This window comes from Micrococcus flavus (genome assembly GCF_014204815.1).
GTDB lineage: Bacteria > Actinomycetota > Actinomycetes > Actinomycetales > Micrococcaceae > Micrococcus > Micrococcus flavus.
The window spans coordinates 631,605-652,170 of the sequence record NZ_JACHMC010000001.1 but is presented as its reverse complement, the minus strand read 5'-3'; the positions used below and the strand labels follow the sequence as shown (position 1 = coordinate 652,170).

Genomic DNA, 20,566 nt, shown 5'->3' with positions numbered 1-20,566 from the left:
CGCGGCGCTTCATCGCAGGGCCTCCAGGGCGACGCGCAGGGCACGCCCTTCGTCGGTCGTCTCCACCTCGGTGCGCGGCCCGTCGCGGACCTCGTCCCACGGCACGTACTCCCGGCCGACGACCTCCGGCCAGGAGGGCACGGTCTGTCCGGGGAGGTCGGGGACGCGGGCCTGGACCCGCCGCCGGTGCTCGGGCTCGCCCGGGAGGACGCACTCCAGGACCGTCAGTGGCGCGCCCGTCTCCGCTGCGAGCGAGGACCAGAGACGACGGGTCTCCGGAAGGGGGTCCACGAGGTCCACCACGACGTCCGTGCCCAGTGGCAGGTTGCCCGCCGCGAGCGCGCGCACCGCGGCGTAGCCGAGCGGCCCGACGTCGACGCCCGCCGCCGTGAAGGGCGTCTCCACGGCGTCCACCCGCAGGTGGGCGCCGCCGCGCGCCCGCACGAGGGCCCGGGCGAGGGTCGTCTTCCCGGTGCCCGGCAGTCCGCACACGACGACGAGCCGTCCGGGCGTGGGCGGCTGTGCGCCCCGATCGACGAGATCCATGCCCCTACGGTAGACCGCAGCCGGACACGGGAGTGCTCGGCGGGTCAGTTCCCGTCGGCCCGGCCACCGGCGCGGTGCTGTTCCTCGGGCCAGCTGCTGACGCCGGTGACGCGCATCCGGGTGACCCGGCCGTCGTCGTCGACCTCGAACGGGATCCGCTCGCCGGAGGCGCCGAAGCCGTCCGTGTCCTCCACGCGCAGCGTGGTGGCGTCCAGGGCGCGCAGCTCCTGGGCCGCGTCCAGCGGTCCGGGGGTGACGGGGTCGAGCATGACCAGACGGCCGCCGCCGGCCACGATGTCCGTCTCGCCCCAGAGGTTGCCGTAGCGGCCGGTCAGGCGCCGCAGGTCCTCCTCGGTGACGCCGGCGGGCAGGGCCTGCCAGTCCGCGGCGGGCCGGGTGAGCAGGTCGATCAGCTGCACCAGGCCCACGGCGAGCGCGTCCGCGGGGCCGTCCACCGCGTTGGTGAGCACGCAGACGGTGAGGGCCGTGTCCGGGTCCACGAGGGTGCGGGTGATCTGCCCCGGGAAGCCCCCGGAGTGGCCCACGAGACGCCGCTCCCCCACCGTGATGCCGATCAGGCCGAGGCCGTACGTGCCCGTGCCGGTCCCGCGCCGGAAGCTCGACTCGGCCCGGTGCATGAGGCGCAGAGCGCGGTCGGTGAGCAGCCCGCCCTGCCCCAGGGCGAGGGAGGCGAAGAACCGGCTGAGCTCCTCCGCCGTGGAGACGAACCCGGTGGCCGCGGCCAGGGCGCCGGTGGTCGGGTTGCCGACGGTGACGCGGGCCCGGTCCCGGCCGTGCGGGCGCGAGTGGCCGGTGACGAGGCGCGGCGCGTCGGCGCCGTCGTCGTCCGGGGCGCTGTCCCGGGCGTCGGCGAGCTCCGGGCTGGTCCGCTCCAGGCCGAGCGGCTCGAGCACCGCGGTGCTCACGTGGGAGACGTCGTCGGCGCCCGTGAGGCGCTCGATGATCGCGCCCAGGACGCCGTAGCCGATGTTCGAGTACTTGAAGTGCTCCTGCGGGGCGTACGTGGCGCCGTGCTCGGCCACCACCTCCCGCAGGGCCTCGGTGTCCGGGAAGGGCCGGTCCAGCTGCCAGAAGTCGGCGTCCACGCCGTCACGGATCGCACCGGAGGTGTGGCTGAGCAGCTCACGGACGGTGGCCTCGGCCAGCGGGGTGTCCGCGTAGTCCTCGAGCAGGTCGCCGACGGTGTCGTCCAGGCGGAGACGGCCGGCCTCCACGAGCTGCAGCACGGCGACCGCTGTGAAGGTCTTGGAGTGGCTGGCCACCCGGAACAGGTGCTCGGTGGTGAGCGCCTCCCCGACGGCCTGGTCCGCCTCGCCGAACGCCTCGGAGAGCACCAGCTCGTCGCCGAGGCGCACGGCCACCTGCGCGCCGGGCACCTGGCGCACCTCCACCTGGGTGGCGAGCCAGCGGGACAGGGACGGGGCGAGGTCCCGCAGCTGCTCGAGGCTCGGACGGGTGGGGGCGCCGGAGGCGGATGTGGTCTGGGTCATGGCCGCCAGCCTAGGCCGCGGCGGGCACAATGGGGCCCATGGCCCTGCAGGAGATCACCGACCATCTGGACGCCACCGCCGCCGGCCTGGACCAGCACGGGGAGCGGATCGGCGACGCCGACGCCCCCGTCACGCTGACCTTCTGGGCCGACCTGCAGTGCCCCTCCTCGAAGGCCTTCGCCCTCACCGCACTCAAGGACCTGCTGGCCGAGGAGGTCCGCGCCGGGACCCTGGCGGTGCGGTTCCGGCCCCTGGCCACCACCACGGAGAACCCGGACGTGTTCGTGCTCCAGCACGCGGCCACTGCGGCCGCCGCTGCGCAGGATCGGCTCTGGGAGTTCGTCCAGGTGTTCCTCCTGACCCAGCGCGAGGAGAACTCCGGCTACGTGACCCCGCGGCACCTGGCCCTCGTGGCCCAGCAGGTGGACGGCCTGGACCTGCACCGCTGGGCCCAGGACATGGCCGGCGACCACCAGCCGGCCCTGATCTCCGCCACGGAGGACGCCCGCGCCGCCGGGGTGACCGGCACGCCCGGCCTGGCCCTCTCGTCCGGCGGGGTCACCGTGGGTCCGGTCATCCCCCACCTGGCCTCGATCCGCGCGGTGATCGCGGACCTGCTGGCGGGTGCGGACGGGGGAGGCGCGGGATGAGCGGGCGGCAGGACGGCCGGGATGGCTGACCTGGGCGATCTGCGTGTCCCGCCCGGGCCCGGCGCGCCGCGCGGCCTGACGGTCCCCGCCGCCGAGCTCGCCGAGCGGTTCTCCCACGCCTCCGGCCCCGGCGGCCAGGGCGTCAACACCGCCGATTCCCGGGTCCAGCTGAGCCTGGACCTCGGCACGACGACGGCGCTCACCGACACCCAGCGGGCCCGCGCCCTGGCCGTCCTCGCCCCGCGCCTGGCGGGAACCGTGCTGCAGGTGGACGCCGCCGAGCACCGCGCCCAGCGCCGCAACCGGGTGGCCGCCCGCGAGCGTCTGGCCGCGCTGCTGCGGGAGGCGCTCACGCCGGAGGTCCCCCGGCGGGCGACGAAGCCCACCCGCGGCTCCCAGCGGCGACGGCTGCAGGCCAAACGGCAGCGGTCCGAGGTCAAGCAGGCCCGACGTCGCCCGGGCAGGGACTGAGCGCTCCGATCAGGCCCGCTTCACCACGGAGGACTTGAGGTACATCTGCCCCTGGCCGGGGACCTTCGCGCTGATGTCGTGCCCGTCCACGGGCGACTCCAGCAGGCGGATGCCACGCACCTTGGTGCCGGACTTGATGGTGGCCCCACCCTTCACCTTGAGGTCCTTGGCGATCGTCACGTCACACCCGTCCTCGAGCGCGTTCCCGACGGCGTCGCGCACCTCGGCGACCGCGCCCGCCTCGTCGGCGGCGTCCCCGTCAGCGGATGGGGACCACTCGTGTCCGCACATCGGGCAGGTCAGCAGGGCGCCGGACTCGTACGTGAAGTCCTCACCGCACGCGGGGCAGAGCGGGAGGGCGTCGGCGGTGGGCTGGTCGGTCACGGCGGGAACTCCTGACGGGGTGGGGGCGGCGGCACCGGACGGCGGACGCGGGCCGGCGTCGTGGGGACGTGCGGGCGCCGCGGACCCGGCCAGCCTAGTGCCCGCCCCGCAAGGGGGCTGGCCCGACCCCCGGCCGGCGCGCGAGCATGGGGGCATGGACACCCGCGCTCTGCTGACCGACGCCGCCCGCCGTCCCCTGGACCTGGCCCGCCCCGTGCTGGACGGGCTCACCCCCGAGGCCGCCCACACCCTGCCCGGGGACCGCGCGAACTCGATCGCCTGGCTGCTGTGGCACGCGGCCCGGCAGATGGACGTGCAGACCTCCGCGCTCAGCGGCGAGCGGACCGTGTGGGCCGCCGGAGACTGGGCGGCGCGCCTCGGGGTGGACCGGGAGTCGAACGACTTCGGCTTCGGGGACGACGTCGACGCCGTCCGGGCGCTGCGCGTCACCGACGTCGCCGCGCTCGGCGCGCACCTCGAGGCGTGCGTCGCGGCCCTCGTAGCGTACGTGGCCACGCTCTCGGACGACGAGCTGGACGACGTCGTCGACCCGTCCTACACGCCCCCGGTGACCCGCGGGGTGCGGCTCGTGAGCATCATCGACGACGCCGCGATCCACCTCGGCCAGGCCGCCTACGCCCGCGGGCTGGTGGACGGCTGGTCCTACGGGGTGTGAGCCCGGTGCTGTTCAACGGCGCGGCCGACGCCGCGGCCGGCTGATCCACGCCAGGTAGGCGCTGCCGGTGGTGAGGGCGGCGCCGCCGGCGGCGACCACGGGCGCGGCGAACGGGCCGAGCCGGTCCTTGTAGGCCACGAGCACGTTGGTGCCGCCCGTGATCATGGCGGCCACCACCATGGCGGCCACCACGCGGTCGCCGGTGCGCTCGACGCGCGTGACGAGGGGCTCCAGCTCGCTGGTCCGCACGTTGATGTCCACCCCGCCGTCCTCGACGCGCTCCATGAGCGTGCGCAGGTAGCGGGGCAGGTCCAGGCCCAGCTCGGCGGCGGTGAGGGTGGCGCGGCCGAACCGGCCCGCGATCCTCCGGGGGTCCAGCTGCTCCCCCACCAGGCGCAGCACGAACGGGTCCAGCACCCGCGTGTAGTCGAAGCCCGGGTGCAGGCGGCGCCCGAGGCCGTCCACGATGATCAGCATGCGGAACAGCTGCACGAGCTCCGGCGGCATGGACAGCCGGTGCCGGCGGACGATCGCGAAGATCTCGGAGACCAGCTGCGGCACGCGGATGTCCTGCAGGTCGCGCCCGTCCAGGCGCATGACGATCCGGGCGACCTCGGAGCGGAGCACGCGGCGGTCCACGGCCCGGCGCGGCGGGGCGATCTCCAGCAGCGCCCGCACGAGTCCGTCCACGTCCTGCTGGGCCAGGGACATGGCCAGCCCGCCGAAGCGGTCCCGCACGGCCGGGGTGATGCGGCCCACGGAGCCGAAGTCGATGAACCCGATGGTCCCGTCCGGCTCGATGAACAGGTTGCCGGCGTGGGGGTCCGCGTGGAACACGCCCTGCTCGAACACCATGCGCAGCAGCACGTCGGCGGCGCGGTAGGCGAGGTCCTCGCGGTCGATCCCGGCGGCGTCCAGGGCGGGCAGGTCGTCCACGCGCATCCCGGCCAGCCGCTGCATGGTGAGCACGCGGGAGGTGGTCAGCTCCCAGTCGATCCACGGGAACCGCACGCCGGGGGTGTCGGTGAAGCCGGCGGCGATCTCCTCGCACGCCCGGGCCTCCACGACGAAGTCCAGCTCGGCGCGCAGCGACCGGTCGAACTCGTCCACCATGGCCGGCACGTCCATGTCGGCCAGGGTGTGCGAGGCGCGGGTCAGCCTGCCGGTGAGGGTGCGCAGGATCTCCAGGTCCGCGGTCACCTTCTCCACCACGCCGGGCTTGCGCACCTTGACGACGACGTCGCGGCCGTCCCGCAGCCGCGCCGCGTGCACCTGGCCCACGGAGGCGGTGGCCAGCGGGCGGCGGTCGAACTCGGTGAACAGCTCGTCGACGCCGGCGCCGAAGTCCTCCTCGATCGTGCGGGCCACAGCCTCGAACGGGACGGCGGCGGTGTTGTCCGTCAGGCGGGCGAACGCCGCGATGTAGGACTCCGGGAACAGGTCCGGCCGGGAGGAGATCAGCTGCCCGAGCTTGACGAAGGTGGTGCCGAGCTCCTCGAACGTGCGGACCACGAGCTCGGGGCGCGCCCCGGCGTCGATCCCGCGGTGCACCGCCCGCTCCTCGGGGGACAGCCAGCGGCCCAGCCCCGCCTGCACCGCCGTGGCCATGAGGCCGTTCCGTGCCATGACATGGGCGATCTCGCGGTACCGCTGCAGGTGGAGGGCCATGGGCCCCACGCTACCGACCGCGGGCCGGCACCACGCGCGCGGGCCCGCGGGGGGTGCGCAGGGAACGCTCAGTCCGTGACGGCCACGATCCCCCGGGCACCGCGCTCGGCGTTGACCATGGCGTGGTCCACCATCACGTAGTGCCCCGGCTCGGCGAACACGGTCTCGACGAAGCCGCCCTGCGCGACGGCGACGTCGAGCGCCTGTGCCCCGCCGTTCTCGGTGCCGAAGGCGTCCCGGCCCCGCCGGAGGCGGTAGGCACCCTCGGCGTAGACCGTGTCGAACTGCGCGCCCACGATGTGGAAGCTCGTGCCCTGGTTCGGGCCGGCCGCCACCACCCAGAAGCGCACGCGCTCGCCGGTGCGCGCGGTCAGCGGACGTTGCGCGTATTGGTCCGCGATCCCGTTCCACACCACCATGTCCGGGTCCCAGGTCTGGGCGCCGGCGGCGTCCACGGGCGCGGCGGCGTCGGCCGACTCTCCTGTGCCGGGCTGCACATAGACCTCGGACTGCACGAGCACGTACTCGCGGTCCACGGGCTCGAGGTCCGGCGGGTCGATGATCACCGCGCCGTGCATGCCGGCGGCGATGTGCGCGGTCATGGGCATGGTGCCGCAGTGGTACAGCCACGCCCCGGAGCGGTTCGCCGTGAACCGGTAGACGAGGCGCTCGCCCGGGGCGATGCTGCGCATGGCCTCGTCCGGGGCCACCTCTGAGGCATGGAAGTCGATCGAGTGGGCCATCGTGCCCTCGTTCACGAACGTCACCTCGAAGGTGTCGCCCACCTTGCCGCGGATCGTGGGGCCGAGGCTGCCGCCGGGGTCGGGGGCGCCGTCGGGACCGCCCTCGAACGGCCAGCGCGTCTGCCACACGCCCGGGGCGACCTCCACGTCCTCGTCGCGGGTGGTGATGGTGAATCGGTGGTCGACCTCCGCGGGGGTCTCCGGCGCGGTCGCGTCCACCGTGCGGGTGAGCGGGGTCTGCGGGTCGTAGGCGGTCCGCGCGGCGGCGGGGTCCGCGGCCGGGTCGTCCGCCGCGTGGTGGGCGCCGTGGCCGGCGTCGTCGCCCTCCGCGCCCGCGACGACGAGGTCGAGCACCATCCCCTGCTGCCGGTGGCCGACGATGCTGCACCACCCCTGCGTGGACGCGCCGACCACGCCGAGGTCGAGCACGGCGGACTGACCGGGGTCCAGGCGCGGGGTGGTCTGGCCCGCGATGGTGAGGTCGTGGACCATCTCCGGGTCCGCGTTCTCCACGGTCACGACCACGCGGTCCCCGGCGTCGGCGTGGATGGTGTCCGGGAGGAACCGCATGTCCTTCGCCTGGACGGTCACCTCCACGGTCTCGCCCGTCGCGGCGACGGCGGAGCTCGTCCCCGTCTCCGCGGCGCCGGACGCGCCCAGCGTCTGCGCGACGGCGAGGCCGAGCGCGGTCGCCACCGCCAGCACGGCGATGCCGGACGTGAGCCCCGCGCGGGTGAGGGCGCGGGGCCGCTCGAACGCGGCGGCCGGCTCCCCCGCCGCGGCCCGCCGGCGCTCGGCGACGGCGGCGCGGATGCCCCGGACCATGAGCAGGACGAACGCGAGGAACGCGAGCATCACCGTGGAGGAGAGGACCACGCGCGCCCAGCTGGGCAGCGGCAGCAGCCACAGCAGCAGGCCGCCGTTGATCACGGTGAGGCGCAGCGCGGCGAAGCGGTCGAACCAGCGGGCCGAGGCGCGGACGACGCGGGGCCCGCCGCCGATGGCCGCGGGCAGCAGGTAGCTCAGGGCGCCCGTGAGCAGCTGGAGGACGAATCCGCCCACCCAGAAGACGGCCAGGCCCGGGTAGTTCCGGGCGATCGAGCCGTCGTCGGAGGTCAGCACGAGCCAGCCCGTCAGGGCGGCGGCGACCACGAACCAGACCAGGGCCGCGCCGATCGAGGCGGGCGCGAACTCGCGCGGCGGCTTGGCGCGCAGCGGCGCGAGCAGGGTGCGGCCCCACCACAGCACCAGGACGAGGTAGACCGCCAGCGCGGTCACGGCCACGGCGGTCCAGCCCGCGAGCGCGGCGGCCGCGATCACGGCGACGGCCACGTTCAGCGGCACGAACACCCGGGCAGCGGCGCCCTCGGCGCGGTCGTCCATGCGGGCACGCAGGACCGTGGGCCAGAACGTCACGAGCGTGCCGACGACCGTCAGGCCCACCCAGCCCAGGAGCATGGTCAGCGTGTGCGCCACGAGGAGGCGGGCGTGCCACTGCTCCCCCAGCCCCCGGGCCAGCAGCACGCCGAAGGTCACGCCCACGGGCAGCCACGCCGCGGCGGCGAGGTAGTAGCGGATGGTCCCGCGGAACCGGCCGGGCAGGGCGCGGCGCAGCTGGGCCAGCAGGCTCGCGCCGTGCCAGAGCACCGCCGCCGCGACGACGGCCCCGCCCGCCACGACGAGCGGCCAGGTGGAGGTGGGGACGCCGACGAACACGGCGACGGAGCCGACCAGCAGCGTGAGCAGGCGGGCGTTCTGGCGGCGGTCGTCCCGCCCGTCGTGGCGGGTCTTCAGCAGGGCGCGGGAGAAGTGGCGGCTCCACACGAGCATCGAGTGCGTGAGCGCGCCGAGGACCACCAGGTGGACCATGAACCACGTGGACTCCGGCACCCAGCGGTGGACCAGGGAGACGACGGCGGCGGCCACGAACCACAGCACGACGGTGTAATCGCGCAGGGGGCTGCGGCGGGGACGGCCGGGCGGGCGGCCTCCCGGTGCGCCGCCGACGGGCGGGTGCGGGGCAGGGCTGGGGTCGGTCACGACAGGATCAGGCCGTGCGCGTGGACTCGAGGCGCCCGGCCTCGGAGACCTGCGCCACGGAGTGGCCGTACGCCGGGATGAGCGGGAGATCCATGTCCGTCATCATACTCGCATTTCTCATACCAGAATGGTTCGGGGGCGTCCGAACCCGGCGACCACGACGAGTCCCCCACCCGCACCACCCCCCCCTCGGACGAGCCGCCACTTTTCGTCGTCTCCGGCGTCGGGAAGGGACCGAAAGTGGCGGCTCGTTCACGGAGGCGAGCGGGGCACGTGGAGCGGGCGGGGCGGGCCGACCCGTCAGTCCGCGTACCGGAGCATGCCCGGCCGGGCGGGTATGCCACTCCTCGTTGCACGGCACATCGGCCCCGGTCGCGGCGTGCGCGGCGTGGAGCAGGTCGGACATGCCGCGCAGCTCGGCCTCCGGCAGGGCCCACGGGTCCGAGACGGCGCTGCGGGACCACACCTCCACGGTCGGGTAGCGGTGGCCGAAGCCGGCGAACATCACGGCATGGTCGTTGGCCGCGATCACCAGGCCCGCATCGAGCGCCGCGTTGACGGCGACGTCGTTGAACACGTTCGGCTCCGCCGCCAGCCGGGCGAGGGCGGCCTCGTTCTGGGCGCCGCGCTCGTCGATGGCCACGAGCTGCTTGTGCAGGTGGTCGAAGGACGCGCCGGCGGGCTTGAGCCAGTTCTGGAAGACGGAGACGTACGCGACGGCGGGGTGGGCGGCGTACAGCTCCCGCGCCGCGTCCGCGGTGAAGCGGAGGAACTGGTGGTGCTCCTCCGGCATCGCCTCCACCTCGGCGGCGCTCCGGCCGGCCGCGCGCAACTTCGTCCCGACGACGGCGAGCACGTGCGTCCGGCCCGCTGGCGAGGCGAGGTACGCGTCCCGGTGGGCCCGCGCGTCAGCCGGGAGCTCCACACCGTGGTTCAGGCGCCAGTAGTCCCAGCTGAGGATCTCGAAGAGGTTCGGGATCCGCCGGAACTCGGCCATGGTCGGCGGGGTCCAGTGGCTGCGGCTCGGGGCGGGCCCCGGAACGCCCCGGACCGCCGACGCGCGGCGCCGATCAGCCCGGGATGCCGGCCGTCACGGGGACCGGGGCCGTCACCGGATGCGCTGTCGGCCGCTCCTGCCGCACGCGCTCCCACGCCACGCGGGCGAGCATGAGCAGCCCGGCCGCGTCCCCCACCACGCCCAGGAGCAGCAGGGTGCGGTCCCCCGTGGCCAGGCCGAAGAGGCCGAAACAGGTCAGCTCGCCCATCACCAGCAGCCACGTGCCCACGGAGATGCCGGAGACGTCCCGTGAGCGCCACGCGGTGACCACGGAGGGCGCCACCTGGACGATCAGCGCCACGTTCATGGCCGCGCCGAGCCCGAGGCGTCCACCCAGCAGGCCCGCGAGCGCCATGACCACCACCCACGCGGCCACACCGGCCACGACTCGAGGGTCGACGCCCCCGCCCAGGCGGGTGAGGGCGTGCGTGAGCAGGCCCGCCACGAGCGCGCAGCTGAGCACGGCCACCAGCCCGGAGGGCACACCGGACCACACGAAGTAGACGGCCCACGCCAGGTTGTTCACGGCCGCGAGGGCAGCCCAGGACCAGGAGACGCCGGCCGCGGCGCCGAGGCGGCGCACCCGCAGCAGCTGGGGCAGGTACTGCGGGACGGCGAAGGCCCCCGCGAGCAGCGGGAGCAGGGGAACGAGCGCGGTGAGAGGCATGGGACTCCTTGTCGGTCCCGGCAACCCTCCCCCAGAGGGTGCGCAGGTCGCCGTCGTTCTCGTGGCCCGGACGGCCCCGTGACGCGTCTTCCATGCGGCATCCGGACAGAACGCGCAAGAATGGTGCGCATGGACGCCACCGACCGCCAGATCCTGACCCACCTGCAGCGGGAGGGACGCATCAGCATCAACGACCTCGCCGAGCGCGTGAACCTCACGAGCGCCCCCACGAGCCGGCGGGTGCGGGAGCTCGAGCGCTCCGGCGCCATCCGCGGCTACCGGGCGGACGTGGACCCGGCGGCGCTCGGCCTGGGATTCGAGGCGCTCGTGCACGTGACCATGAACCTCGAGGACACGGCCACCCTGGCGGAGTTCGAGCGGGCCCTGGCACAGATCCCCGAGATGCGCCACGCGGAGCGGCTGTTCGGCGACCCGGACTACCTGCTGCGCGTCGTCGCCCGGGACATCGAGGACTTCGCCGACCTGCGGGATCAGCGGATCGCGGCGCTGCCGGGCGTCGGGCAGGTCACCTCGACCATCGTCATGCGCACCATCGTGGACAACCAGCCGCTGCCCACTCCGCGCGAGCGTCGGCGTCGCTGACCGCGCCCCACGCCCTCAGTCGACGATCCCCGCGGCCCGTCCGATCTCGCGGTACTGCTCCCCCAGCGAGTCCACGGTGGCGTGCGCGTTGAGGCCGCTGGGGTTGTGCGCCACGAACAGCCGGGTGCCCGGCCATGGCGACTCCTGCTCGCCGACCTGCGCCCGGCGCTGGCCGGTGGCCAGCCGGTAGGGACCCACCCCCAGCACCGCGACGACGGCGGGCGCGTGCTCCGCCACGATCGCGTCCAGGCGCGCGGGGGCGGCCTTGAGCTCCTGACGGGTCAGCTCGTCCGCCCGGGCGGTGGCCCGCGGGACGAGGTTGGAGATCCCGATGCCGCGCTCGTGGAGTTCTGCGTGGTCCTGCGGCCGGTACCCCGCGGAGGCGTCCAGGAGGTGCCGGGTCAGGCCGGCGCGGTGCAGGGCCGGGTAGAAGCGGTTGCCGGGGCGGCCGAAGTGCGCCCCGGTGGCGGCGGACCACAGGCTCGGGTTGATGCCGATGAACAGCAGCCGCAGCGGGTCCGGCAGGAGGTCGGGGACGGTCGCGTCCCGGTACGCCTGGAGTTCCGCCTGCGTGTAACCCATGGGTGGAGGCTATATGGCTTCGGAGACACGAGATCGGGTCTACAGCCCCAGCCGTCCGGCCCATGCAGTGCCGGCGTGGGATGATCGGCCGATGAGCGAGCAGCACGCGGACCACGGCCGGCAGGACACGGACGTCGAAGAGCCCATCGAGAAGGCACACCACGAGGCCGTCCAGGAGGGTGAGGAGCGCCTGCACCGCTCCTGGCCCGTGCTCCTGGCCACCGGGTTCCTCGGCGGCGTGGAGATCACCATCGGCCTGCTGGCCTACCTGCTCACCCTCCACGAGACGGACAGCCACCTGCTGGCCGGCCTGGCCTTCTCCATCGGCTTCGTGGCGCTCTTCCTGGCGCACTCGGAGCTCTTCACCGAGGGCTTCTATTACCCCATCAAGGCCGTGACCACCGGCCGGGGCACGATGCTGGAGCTCGTGCGACTGTGGTCCATGACGCTGCTGACCAACCTGGTGGGCGGGTGGGTGACCATCGGGCTGGTCACGGTGGCCTTCCCCAAGCTCCACGAGACCATGGCGACGTCGGCGCGCCATTTCCTGGACATCGGGTTCAGCTGGCAGGGGGCGGCGCTGGCGGTCCTGGCGGGCACGGCCATCACGCTGATGACCCGCATGCAGGCCGGGACGGACAGCGACGGCGCCACGATCGCCGCCTCGGTGGCGGGCGCCGTCGTCCTGGCGGGCGGCTCGCTGTTCCACTCGGTGATGGACTCGATCCTCATCTTCGGCGCCATCCAGTCCGGCGCCGAGGGCATCACCTACCTGGACTGGCTGGGCTGGGTGTGGTGGGTCATCCCCCTGAACATGCTGGGCGGGCTGCTGCTGATCACGGCCCCGCGCGTCGTGCGCTCCATCGAGGCGGACGACGACGGCGGCGACGAGCCCCGCTGACCGCTCACCCGGCGTCGCGGCGTTCCGTCGTGAGGGTGAACCCGTGGGCGCGCAGGCGCTCGACCAGCGCCTGGTCCAGCCCCGTGGCGGGGGTGAGGACGCCGGCGCGGTCCGGCAGAGCGTCGTCCTCCATGGCGAGGGCGAGCGCCGACTCCCCCAGCATCACCGCGGTGCCCGTGTAGCCCGGGTCCTTGTCCGCGGCCACGCGGGTGACGTAGCGGGCGCCGGTGGTGGTGGTCGCCTCGACCTCCATGACGAACCGGCCACGGGCCATGGACTCCTCGGACGGGCCCTCGCCGGGCTTGGGCAGGCGGCGGTCCAGGAGGGCCCGGGTGGGCGCGAACCGCATGCCCCCGGCGACGCCCGCGAGCGCGGCGGTCAGCGCGGCGGCGGTGAGTGCACCGCGCGCGCCGGAGCCGGTGTCCGAGACCTCGCGGTACCGGAGGCCGCGGCCGTAGGACCAGTCGGTCAGGGCGTTGCTGCGGCGCACGATGCGCGTGTTGTACCCGGCCATGAAGAACGGGGCGTGCCAGGTGCCGGACGTGGCATCCCGGCGGACGGGCGAGGCGGACGCCAGGCGGCGCAGGCGGCCGAGCGGGCCCGCAGCGGCCTGCGCCGTGGGCGCGGCGGCGCCCGAGGCGGGTCGGCCGGCGTCGTGACGGTCCGGCTCGGCGTCCCGGTCCGGGGAGAGGCCGAAGGGGTCCGCCACGATGGCCGCCCGCTCCCTGTCCTGACCCATCTCGGCGAACTGGCGGCGCATCGAGTCCACGGTGCCGCCGCTCATCCCGCCCCGCATGGAGCGCACGTGCAGGACGGTCTCCTCGAGGGTGCCCTCGCCGTCCTCTGCGGCGCGCTGGGCGGTCAGGAACACGCCCAGGTCGGAGGGCACGGAGTCGAACCCGCAGGAGGTGACGATCCGCGCCCCGGTGTCCTGCGCCATCGCGTGGTGGCGGTCGATCATGTCCCGCACGAACAGGACCTCGCCCGTGAGATCGGCGTAGTGCGTGCCCGCGGCCGCGCACGCGCCCAGCAGGTGCCGGCCGTATTCGGCGTAGGGACCCACGGTGGTGACGACGGCGCGCGTGCGCCGCGCCAGGCGGCGCACCGCCACCTCATCCAGGGTGTCGACGACGACGAGCGGCCAGTCCGCGGCCGCGTCCGGCAGGGTTCGGCGGACGTCGGCGAGCCTGGACTCATTGCGGCCCGCGAGCGCGATGCGGAGTCCTGCCGGGGCGCTCCGGGCAAGATGGGCGGCCGTCAGCCGCCCGACGAAGCCGGTGGCGCCGACCAGGACGAGATCGAACTCGCGCTCCTCCCGGGGTGGATCGGTGGGCATGGGGTGCTGGGGGCGCGGACCGGTCATGGGTCCGACGGTAGCCGCTGGTCGACGCCCCGTGGGAGGGCCCGCGAGCGGACGGGAGGGAGCAGTCGTGGACGCCCTCGCGCAGCAGTGCCGCGTGGTCGCCCTCGAGCTCGAGGGCGTGAGCGGCACGACCGGCACCGTCCCGGACTCCGGCCACGGCGGGGTGTTCCAGCACCACGAGGCGTTCACCCGGGCCCTGCCGGTGCACCTGGCGGGCGGAGGACGCCGACCTCAGCGGCGCCCGCCCTGCTCCCGCTCAGGGATACCCGCGGCCCACAGGGCGGCCGCGATGAGGGCGGGCTGGCCGAACAGCCGCGCCAGCCGGCGGCCGTCCGTGTCCAGCCCGAAGCCGTCCTTGCGCTCGGCGTACTGCCCGATGTTCCCGGGGTAGATCGCCGTGTAGAAGGCCGCCAGGGCGGTGCCGGTCAGGCGGCGCTGCCCGGGGAGCGCCAGCAGAGCGGCCCCGAGGCCGATCTCGGCCACGCCGGATCCGAGCACCACGAGGTCCGCCGGGAGCGGGACCCACGAGGGCACCTGGGCGCGGAACTCACGGCGCGCCACGGTGAGGTGGGACATCCCCGCGGCAGTCATGAATCCGCCGAGGCCGAGGCGGGCGGCGGTCTGCGAGAGCGGGACGGGCTGCCGGCGCTTCGTCATCACGCCTCCCCGAGCTCGAGGACGACGTCGATGTTGCCCCGGGTGGCGTTCGAATAGGGGCACACCTGATGCGCCTGCTCCATGAGGGCGCGGGCCTGGTCCGCGGGGACGTGGGGCAGCACGACCTCGAGGGTGACCTCCAGGCCGAAGCCCTCACCCTGGCGGCCGATGCCCACGCGCGCGCCGACGGAGGAGTCGGTGATGTCGGTACGGGAGGCGCGGGCGACCATCTGCAGGGCCGAGTGGAAGCACGCGGCGTAGCCGGCGGCGAACAGCTGCTCGGGGTTGGTGCCCTGGCCGGAGCCGCCCATCTCGGTGGGCACGGCGAGGTCGAGGTCGACCCGCCCGTCGGTGGTGCGGACATGGCCGTCGCGGCCGGCGCCGGTGCTGAGTGCCTCGGCGGTGTAGATGGTCTCCATGGGAGGTCCTTTCATCCGCCCGCCCCGTGCGGGACGAGTCGGCTCCAGCCTGCCACCCGGTTAGGTCGCGCGCAACCAAGTCGCTCCCCAGCGACCACTAGAATCGCTTCCATGGATGCCGCGCCGACCCCCAGCCTCGCCCTCGAGGACCAGCTCTGCTTCGCCCTGCACCGGGCGACGCGCGCCGTCACGCGCGGCTACAGCCCCCTGCTCTCCCGCCTCGGCCTCACCTACCCGCAGTACCTCGTGATGCTCACCCTGTGGCAGGTGGAGAGTGACGCCTCGGCTGAGACGGAGGCGTCGACGTCGGACGCCGCCGGCGCACTGGGGGTCGGCGCGCTGCGGGACCGGCTCGGCATGGACAACGGGACGATCACACCCCTGGTGCGGCGCCTCGCCGGCATGGGGCTCGTCACGCGGGAGCGCGACCTCCATGACGAGCGGCGCGTGCTGGTGCGGCTGACGGACGAGGGACGGGCGCTGCGGGCGTCCGCCCGGACGGTCCCGGCGGACGCCCTCACCCGGATCCCCCTCGACGCCACCGAGCGCCAGGTCCTCATGGATCTGCTGAACCGGATCACCGAGGCCGTCGGGCCGCGCTGAGCCGGCGGGAGCGGCGCGCGCGCCGAGCGCGGGTCAGCGCACCCGGTCCAGGATCGCCCGGGCGACGGCGTCCGCCTCGCGCTCAGGCAGCCAGTGGTCCGCGTCGAGCGCCACGAACCGGTACTCCCCCGCCACCTGCCCCGCCGTGAGCTCGGCGGCCCGCGGCCCCAGGGCCGCATCCCGAGTGCCCCACACATACGTGGTGGGGACCGACACGGGCGCGTTGCGCGTGGTGGTCACCAGATCCGGGTTCGCCCGATACCAGTTCACCGGGCCGCGCAGGCTCTGCGGGGTGGAGAACCGGCGGGCGTAGTGCTCCGCCCCGGGGACCTGCCCCCGCTGCAGCAGGGAGCCCAGCCGTCGCGCGAGGATCCGTTCGGGGAGGGCCGGTGCCTGGAAGGCGGCGATGTACCAGCTGCGGCGCAGCTGGTCCGGGCCGCGCAGGGCGCGGGCCAGGGCGGCCGGGTGCGGCGTGGACAGGACCGTCAGGGACGCGACGCGCTCGGGGTGGGCGGTGGCCAGCGCCCAGGCGACGGCGCCGCCCCAGTCATGGCCGACGATGTGGACGCGCCGCGCCCCCGCCGCGTCCGCCAGTGCGACGGCGTCCCCCACGAGCGCCGGGAGGCGGTAGGCCGCCGTCGCCCGCGGAGCGGCCCCCGGGGAGTAGCCGCGCTGATCCGGGGCGAGGGTGCGCAGCCCCGCGGCGTGCAGCAGCGGCTCGACGTGCCTCCAGGACGTGGCGTCCTGCGGGAAGCCGTGCAGCAGCAGGACCACCTCCCCCTCGGCCGGCCCGCCGTCGCGGACGTCGAAGGTCAGGCCCTGATGCCGGAAGGTGTCCATGCCGCCCCCGAGTGCGCCGTCGCTCGTCACAGCCGGACGAGCATCTTCCCCGTGTTGGCGCCCTCGAGCAGGTCGATGAACGCCTGGGGTGCGTTCTCCAGACCCTCCCGAACGGTCTCATCCCACTGGATCGTCCCGGCGGCGACCCACGGGCCCACGCGCTCCAGGAACTCGGGGCGGACCTGCGACGCGTACTTCTGCAGGACGAAGCCGCGCAGGGTCAGTCGCTTGCCGATCGCCAGGGCGAGGTTGCGCGGGGCGGCCGGCGGCTCCGTCGAGTTGTACTGGGCGATCGCGCCGCACATCGCCACGCGGCCGTCGACCCGCATGGCGGCGATGGCGGCCTCGAGGTGGTCGCCGCCCACGTTGTCGAAGTAGACGTCGATGCCCTCCGGCGCCGCCTCGGCCAGCAGATCGGTGGGCGAGCCGTCGTGGTAGTCGAACGCGGCGTCGAAGCCCAGCTCCTTCACCCGCGCCACCTTCTCGGGCGTGCCCGCCGAGCCGATCACGCGCGAGGCGCCCAGCAGGCGGGCGATCTGGCCGGCGACCGAGCCGACGGCCCCCGCGGCGCCCGAGATGAACACGGCGTCGCCCTCCTGCATCTCGGCCACATGCACGAGGCCGGTGTAGGCGGTCAGACCCGTCATGCCCAGCACGCCCAGGTAGGTGCTGTCCGAGAACTGGGAGGTGTCCACGGCCTGGACGGCGCCGCCGTCGAGGACGGCGTGCTCGCGCCAGCCGAGGCCGTGGAGCACGGACGTGCCCTCCGGCACGTCCGCGTGGCGCGAGGCGATCACGGTGCCCACCGCGCCGCCGTCGAGGGGGGCGTCGAGCTGGAACGGGGGCACGTAGGACTCGACGTCGTTCATGCGGCCGCGCATGTACGGGTCCACGGACATCACGGTGTTGCGCACGAGGACCTGGCCCTCGGCGAGCTCGGGGAGCTCGACCTCCGTGAGACGGAAGTTCTCCGGCGTCGGGGCGCCGTGGGGGCGGGAGGCGAGGTGGATCTCGCGCGTGCGGGTGGGGGTGCTCATCGTGGTCTCCTCGGGGTCGGGACGGCGGGCTCGGCGGAGAGTCAGCGCGCGAGCAGGTCCAGGAGGCGGCGGGCAGTGTCGGCGGAGGAGGCCGGGTTCTGGCCGGTCACCAGGGTGCCGTCCGTGACCACGAAGCTCTCCCCGTCCGGGCCCTTGCGGTAGTCCGCGCCGGCGGCGATCAGCGAGTCCTCGACGAGGAACGGGACGACGTCCGTCAGCTGGGCGGCGTCCTCCTCGCCGTTGGTGAAGCCGGCGACCTGACGGCCGCGCACGAACGGGGTGCCGTCGGCGGCGGTGATCGGGTGCAGGATCCCGGGCGCGTGGCAGACGAGGCCGAGCGGGCGCCCGGCCGCGTCACTGTCGAGGATGATCCGCGTGGAGTCGGCGTCGGACACCAGGTCCCACAGCGGGCCGTGACCGCCCGGGTAGAAGACGGCGTCGAACCCGTCCACGTCCACCTGGGCCAGGGGCGTGGTATGGGCCAGGGCGGCCTTGGCCTCCTCGTCCTGGTCGAACCGGCGAGTGGCCTCGGTCTGCATCTCCGGCTTCGAGCTCGTCGGGTCGATGGGCGGCTGGCCGCCGCGGGGCGAGGCGAGGGTGACCTCATGGCCGGCGTCCGTGAAGACGTAGTAGGGCGAGGCGAACTCCTCGAGCCAGAACCCGGTCTTGCGGCCGGTGTCGCCCAGCTGGTCGTGCGAGGTGAGGATCATCAGGATGCGGGACATGTCTGGGGCCCTTTCGTTGGTGGGGACGGAACTCTCATGGTCGTACACAACCGAATCTCGGGCAAGGGTGACGGTGCCCACCAGCCTCACGCCGCGGCCGCCGTGCCCGGGACATCAGCGCTCCGTCACCCGCCCGTCCTGGACCTGCCAGCGGCGGTCGGTACGGACGGTGTCCAGCATGCGTCGATCGTGGGTGACCAGCAGCAGTGCGCCGTCGTAGGTCTCCAGGGCCTGCTCCAGCTGCTCGATGGCCTCCAGGTCCAGGTGGTTGGTGGGCTCGTCCAGGACGAGCACGTTCACGCCGCGGGCCTGCAGCAGGGCCAGCCCGGCGCGGGTGCGCTCGCCGGGCGAGAGCTCGTCCACGGGGCGGTTCACGTGGTCGGCCCTGAGGCCGAACTTGGCCAGCAGGGTGCGCACCTCCCCGGAGGCCATCTCGGGCACGAGCGCCTCGAAGACCGCGGCGAGCGGGACGGTCCCGACCAGCAGCGAGCGCGCCTGGTCGATCTCCCCGATCTGCACGCTGGACCTCAGGGCGGCCATGCCCTCGTCCGGGGCCTGGCGGCCGAGCAGCCCGCGCAGCAGGGTTGACTTGCCGGCCCCGTTGGGCCCGGTGATGCCGATCCGCTCCCCCGCGTTCACCTGGAGGGACACCGGGCCGAGCGTGAAGCCGCCCTGCCGGAACACGGCGTCGTTGAGGGTGGCGACCACGGAGCTGGAGCGCGGCGCCGCACCGATGGTGAACTCCAGCCTCCATTCCTTGCGCGGCTCCTCCACCTCCTCCAGGCGCGCGATGCGGCTCTCCATCTGCCGGACCTTCTGGGCCTGCTTCTCGCTCAACTCACTGTTGGCCTTGCGGCGCAGCTTGTCGTTGTCCGGGGACTTCTTCATCGCGTTGCGCACGCCCTGGCTGGACCACTCCCGCTGGGTGCGGGCGCGGGAGACGAGGTCCTGCTTCTGCTCGGCGAACTCTTCGTACTTCTCCCGGGCCTGGCGGCGCAGGGTGGCCCGCTCCTCGAGGTAGGCCTCGTAGCCGCCGCCGTAGACGCGGTTGGTGCGCTGGGCGAGGTCGAGCTCCAGGACGCGGGTGACGCAGCGGGCCAGGAACTCGCGGTCGTGGCTCACCAGCACGACGCCGCCGCGCAGCTCCTGCACGAAGGCCTCCAGGCGTTCGAGGCCGTCCAGGTCGAGGTCGTTGGTGGGCTCGTCCAGAAGCACGACGTCGAAGCGGGACAGCAGCAGCGCCGCGAGGCCGACGCGGGCCGCCTGCCCGCCGGACAGCGACGTCATGAGGGTGCGCTGGGCGGCGTCGCCGTCCATGTCCAGGCCGAGGTCGGCGAGGACCTGGGGGACGCGCTCGTCCAGGTCCGCGGCGCCGGAGGCGAGCCAGCGGGTGAGGGCGGCGTTGTAGCGGTCCGCGGCGGCGTCGGTGACGTCCGGATCCGCGAGGGCTTCGGCCGCCTCGTCCATCTCCGCCTGCGCGGCGGCGCAGCCGGTGCGGCGGGCGATGTACCCGGCCACCGTCTCCCCCGGCACGCGCTCGTGCTCCTGCGGCAGCCAGCCCACGAACGCGTCCGCCGGGGCCAGGCTGACCGTGCCGGCCTGCGGGGCGAGGCCGCCGCCCAGGATGCGCAGCAGGGTCGACTTGCCCACCCCGTTGGCCCCCACCACGCCGACGACGTCCCCCGGCGCGACCGTGAGGTCGAGGGAGTCGAAGAGCGTGCGGTGGCCATGGCCGCCGGCGAGTGCGGAGGCGACGAGGGTGGCGGTCATGGACGTCTCCTCTGTGGCGGTGCGTCCCCGGGCGGGGCTGAAGCCACCCTGCCACACAGGCGCTGACGCCTGGTGGTCAGCGGACGATCCCGGCCGCTTCCCCGATGGCCCGGTAGTCCTCGGCGAGCGAGTCCAGGGTCGCGTGCGCATTGAGCCCCTCGGATTCGGCGCCACGAAGAGCCGCGTGCCCGGCCATGGCGAATCCTGCTCCCCCAGCTTCGCCTTGGGCTGCGCGAACGCCTGGCGGTAGGCGGTCACGCCCAGCACGGCGACGACGGTCGGGGCGTGCGCGGCGACCAGCGCGTCCAGCCGGGCCGGGGCGGCGGCGAGCTCCTCCCGGGTGAGCTCGTCAGCGCGGGCGGTGGCCCGCGGGACGAGGTTGGAGACGCCGATGCCGCGCTCGTGGAGCTCGGCGAGGTCCTCGGGCTGGTAGCCGGCGGAGGCGTCGAAGACGTGGGAGATCAGCCCCGCCCGGTGCAGCGCCGGGTAGTACCGGTTGCCGGGCCGGGCGAAGTGGGCCCCGGTGGCGGTGGTCCACAGGCCCGGGTTGATGCCGATGAAGAGGAGACGCAACGGGTCCGGGAGCAGGTCCGGGACGGCGCGGTCGCGGAACTGCTGGAGCTCGGCCTGGGTGAAGCGCATGGGGTAAGGGT

At 74.4% G+C, this 20,566-nt stretch carries 21 protein-coding genes and 1 pseudogene; 6 read left to right on the top strand and 16 right to left on the bottom strand.

The window, feature by feature from the left end:
• Positions 1-9: 9 nt before the first annotated feature.
• Positions 10-546, bottom strand: coding sequence for a P-loop nucleotide/nucleoside kinase family protein (locus tag BJ976_RS03180; RefSeq protein ID WP_135030657.1), 537 nt, complete (start codon positions 544-546; stop codon positions 10-12).
• Between the two features lie 44 nt (positions 547-590).
• Positions 591-2,057, bottom strand: coding sequence for a serine hydrolase domain-containing protein (locus BJ976_RS03175; RefSeq protein WP_135030656.1), 1,467 nt, complete (start codon positions 2,055-2,057; stop codon positions 591-593).
• A gap of 38 nt (positions 2,058-2,095) precedes the next feature.
• Between BJ976_RS03175 and BJ976_RS03170 the strand changes: the two genes are divergently transcribed.
• Both BJ976_RS03170 and arfB read left to right on the top strand, forming a co-directional pair.
• Positions 2,096-2,707 (top strand): DsbA family protein, encoded by a 612-nt coding sequence (locus BJ976_RS03170; protein ID WP_167736960.1) that lies wholly within the window; start codon positions 2,096-2,098, stop codon positions 2,705-2,707.
• A gap of 30 nt (positions 2,708-2,737) precedes the next feature.
• Entirely contained in the window at positions 2,738-3,178 is a 441-nt protein-coding gene (gene arfB / locus BJ976_RS03165; RefSeq protein ID WP_135030678.1) for an alternative ribosome rescue aminoacyl-tRNA hydrolase ArfB, read from the top strand.
• Positions 3,179-3,187: 9 nt separating this feature from the next.
• Here arfB and BJ976_RS03160 read toward each other — a convergent pair whose 3' ends face one another.
• Positions 3,188-3,562, bottom strand: a complete 375-nt coding sequence (locus BJ976_RS03160; RefSeq protein ID WP_229667397.1) for a zinc ribbon domain-containing protein YjdM — start codon at positions 3,560-3,562, stop codon at positions 3,188-3,190.
• A 154-nt stretch (positions 3,563-3,716) separates the two neighbouring features.
• On the opposite strand from BJ976_RS03160, the gene BJ976_RS03155 reads away from it, so the two are divergent.
• Positions 3,717-4,238: a mycothiol transferase gene (locus tag BJ976_RS03155; protein WP_135030654.1), complete on the top strand. Its 522-nt coding sequence runs from the start codon at positions 3,717-3,719 to the stop codon at positions 4,236-4,238.
• A gap of 12 nt (positions 4,239-4,250) precedes the next feature.
• Here BJ976_RS03155 and BJ976_RS03150 read toward each other — a convergent pair whose 3' ends face one another.
• From BJ976_RS03150 to BJ976_RS03135, 4 genes are all read right to left on the bottom strand, one after another.
• Positions 4,251-5,906 (bottom strand): ABC1 kinase family protein, encoded by a 1,656-nt coding sequence (locus tag BJ976_RS03150; protein ID WP_135030653.1) that lies wholly within the window; start codon positions 5,904-5,906, stop codon positions 4,251-4,253.
• A 68-nt stretch (positions 5,907-5,974) separates the two neighbouring features.
• On the bottom strand, positions 5,975-8,587 hold the full coding sequence (locus BJ976_RS03145; RefSeq protein WP_239286759.1) for a multicopper oxidase domain-containing protein: 2,613 nt from the start codon (positions 8,585-8,587) through the stop codon (positions 5,975-5,977).
• 109 nt (positions 8,588-8,696) lie between these two features.
• A complete protein-coding gene (locus tag BJ976_RS03140; protein WP_135030651.1) occupies positions 8,697-9,686 on the bottom strand; it encodes a DUF4921 family protein in 990 nt (329 codons plus the stop codon).
• Positions 9,687-9,759: 73 nt separating this feature from the next.
• Positions 9,760-10,413 carry a hypothetical protein gene (locus tag BJ976_RS03135; protein ID WP_135030650.1) on the bottom strand — a complete coding sequence of 218 codons (654 nt, stop codon included), beginning with the start codon at positions 10,411-10,413 and terminating at the stop codon, positions 9,760-9,762.
• 129 nt (positions 10,414-10,542) lie between these two features.
• Between BJ976_RS03135 and BJ976_RS03130 the strand changes: the two genes are divergently transcribed.
• Positions 10,543-11,016: an Lrp/AsnC family transcriptional regulator gene (locus tag BJ976_RS03130; protein ID WP_135030649.1), complete on the top strand. Its 474-nt coding sequence runs from the start codon at positions 10,543-10,545 to the stop codon at positions 11,014-11,016.
• A 15-nt stretch (positions 11,017-11,031) separates the two neighbouring features.
• On the opposite strand, the gene BJ976_RS03125 is transcribed toward BJ976_RS03130, so the two are convergent.
• The gene (locus BJ976_RS03125) at positions 11,032-11,598 is read right to left on the bottom strand and encodes a mismatch-specific DNA-glycosylase (protein WP_135030648.1); all 567 of its coding nucleotides are present in this window, start codon (positions 11,596-11,598) and stop codon (positions 11,032-11,034) included.
• Between the two features lie 91 nt (positions 11,599-11,689).
• On the opposite strand from BJ976_RS03125, the gene BJ976_RS03120 reads away from it, so the two are divergent.
• Entirely contained in the window at positions 11,690-12,499 is an 810-nt protein-coding gene (locus BJ976_RS03120; protein ID WP_135030647.1) for a formate/nitrite transporter family protein, read from the top strand.
• 4 nt (positions 12,500-12,503) lie between these two features.
• Here BJ976_RS03120 and BJ976_RS03115 read toward each other — a convergent pair whose 3' ends face one another.
• The 3 genes from BJ976_RS03115 to BJ976_RS03105 form a co-directional block, all read right to left on the bottom strand.
• Positions 12,504-13,862, bottom strand: a complete 1,359-nt coding sequence (locus tag BJ976_RS03115) for a saccharopine dehydrogenase family protein (protein ID WP_229667398.1) — start codon at positions 13,860-13,862, stop codon at positions 12,504-12,506.
• A 231-nt stretch (positions 13,863-14,093) separates the two neighbouring features.
• A complete protein-coding gene (locus BJ976_RS03110) occupies positions 14,094-14,519 on the bottom strand; it encodes a DoxX family protein (RefSeq protein WP_135030646.1) in 426 nt (141 codons plus the stop codon).
• Positions 14,519-14,938, bottom strand: a complete 420-nt coding sequence (locus BJ976_RS03105; RefSeq protein ID WP_135030645.1) for an organic hydroperoxide resistance protein — start codon at positions 14,936-14,938, stop codon at positions 14,519-14,521. Before BJ976_RS03105 ends, BJ976_RS03110 begins: the two co-directional genes overlap by 1 nt.
• Before the next feature lie 111 nt (positions 14,939-15,049).
• Between BJ976_RS03105 and BJ976_RS03100 the strand changes: the two genes are divergently transcribed.
• Positions 15,050-15,541: a MarR family winged helix-turn-helix transcriptional regulator gene (locus BJ976_RS03100; protein WP_135030644.1), complete on the top strand. Its 492-nt coding sequence runs from the start codon at positions 15,050-15,052 to the stop codon at positions 15,539-15,541.
• 33 nt (positions 15,542-15,574) lie between these two features.
• Here BJ976_RS03100 and BJ976_RS03095 read toward each other — a convergent pair whose 3' ends face one another.
• The 5 genes and pseudogenes from BJ976_RS03095 to BJ976_RS03075 form a co-directional block, all read right to left on the bottom strand.
• Entirely contained in the window at positions 15,575-16,381 is an 807-nt protein-coding gene (locus tag BJ976_RS03095; protein ID WP_221419392.1) for an alpha/beta fold hydrolase, read from the bottom strand.
• 26 nt (positions 16,382-16,407) lie between these two features.
• Positions 16,408-17,418, bottom strand: a complete 1,011-nt coding sequence (locus BJ976_RS03090; RefSeq protein WP_135030642.1) for an NADP-dependent oxidoreductase — start codon at positions 17,416-17,418, stop codon at positions 16,408-16,410.
• Between the two features lie 41 nt (positions 17,419-17,459).
• Positions 17,460-18,143, bottom strand: a complete 684-nt coding sequence (locus tag BJ976_RS03085) for a type 1 glutamine amidotransferase domain-containing protein (RefSeq protein ID WP_135030641.1) — start codon at positions 18,141-18,143, stop codon at positions 17,460-17,462.
• Positions 18,144-18,257: 114 nt separating this feature from the next.
• Positions 18,258-19,913 carry an ABC-F family ATP-binding cassette domain-containing protein gene (locus tag BJ976_RS03080; protein ID WP_135030640.1) on the bottom strand — a complete coding sequence of 552 codons (1,656 nt, stop codon included), beginning with the start codon at positions 19,911-19,913 and terminating at the stop codon, positions 18,258-18,260.
• A 198-nt stretch (positions 19,914-20,111) separates the two neighbouring features.
• A pseudogene (locus BJ976_RS03075) lies at positions 20,112-20,555 on the bottom strand (mismatch-specific DNA-glycosylase); the annotation flags it as partial.
• Positions 20,556-20,566 lie beyond the last annotated feature (11 nt).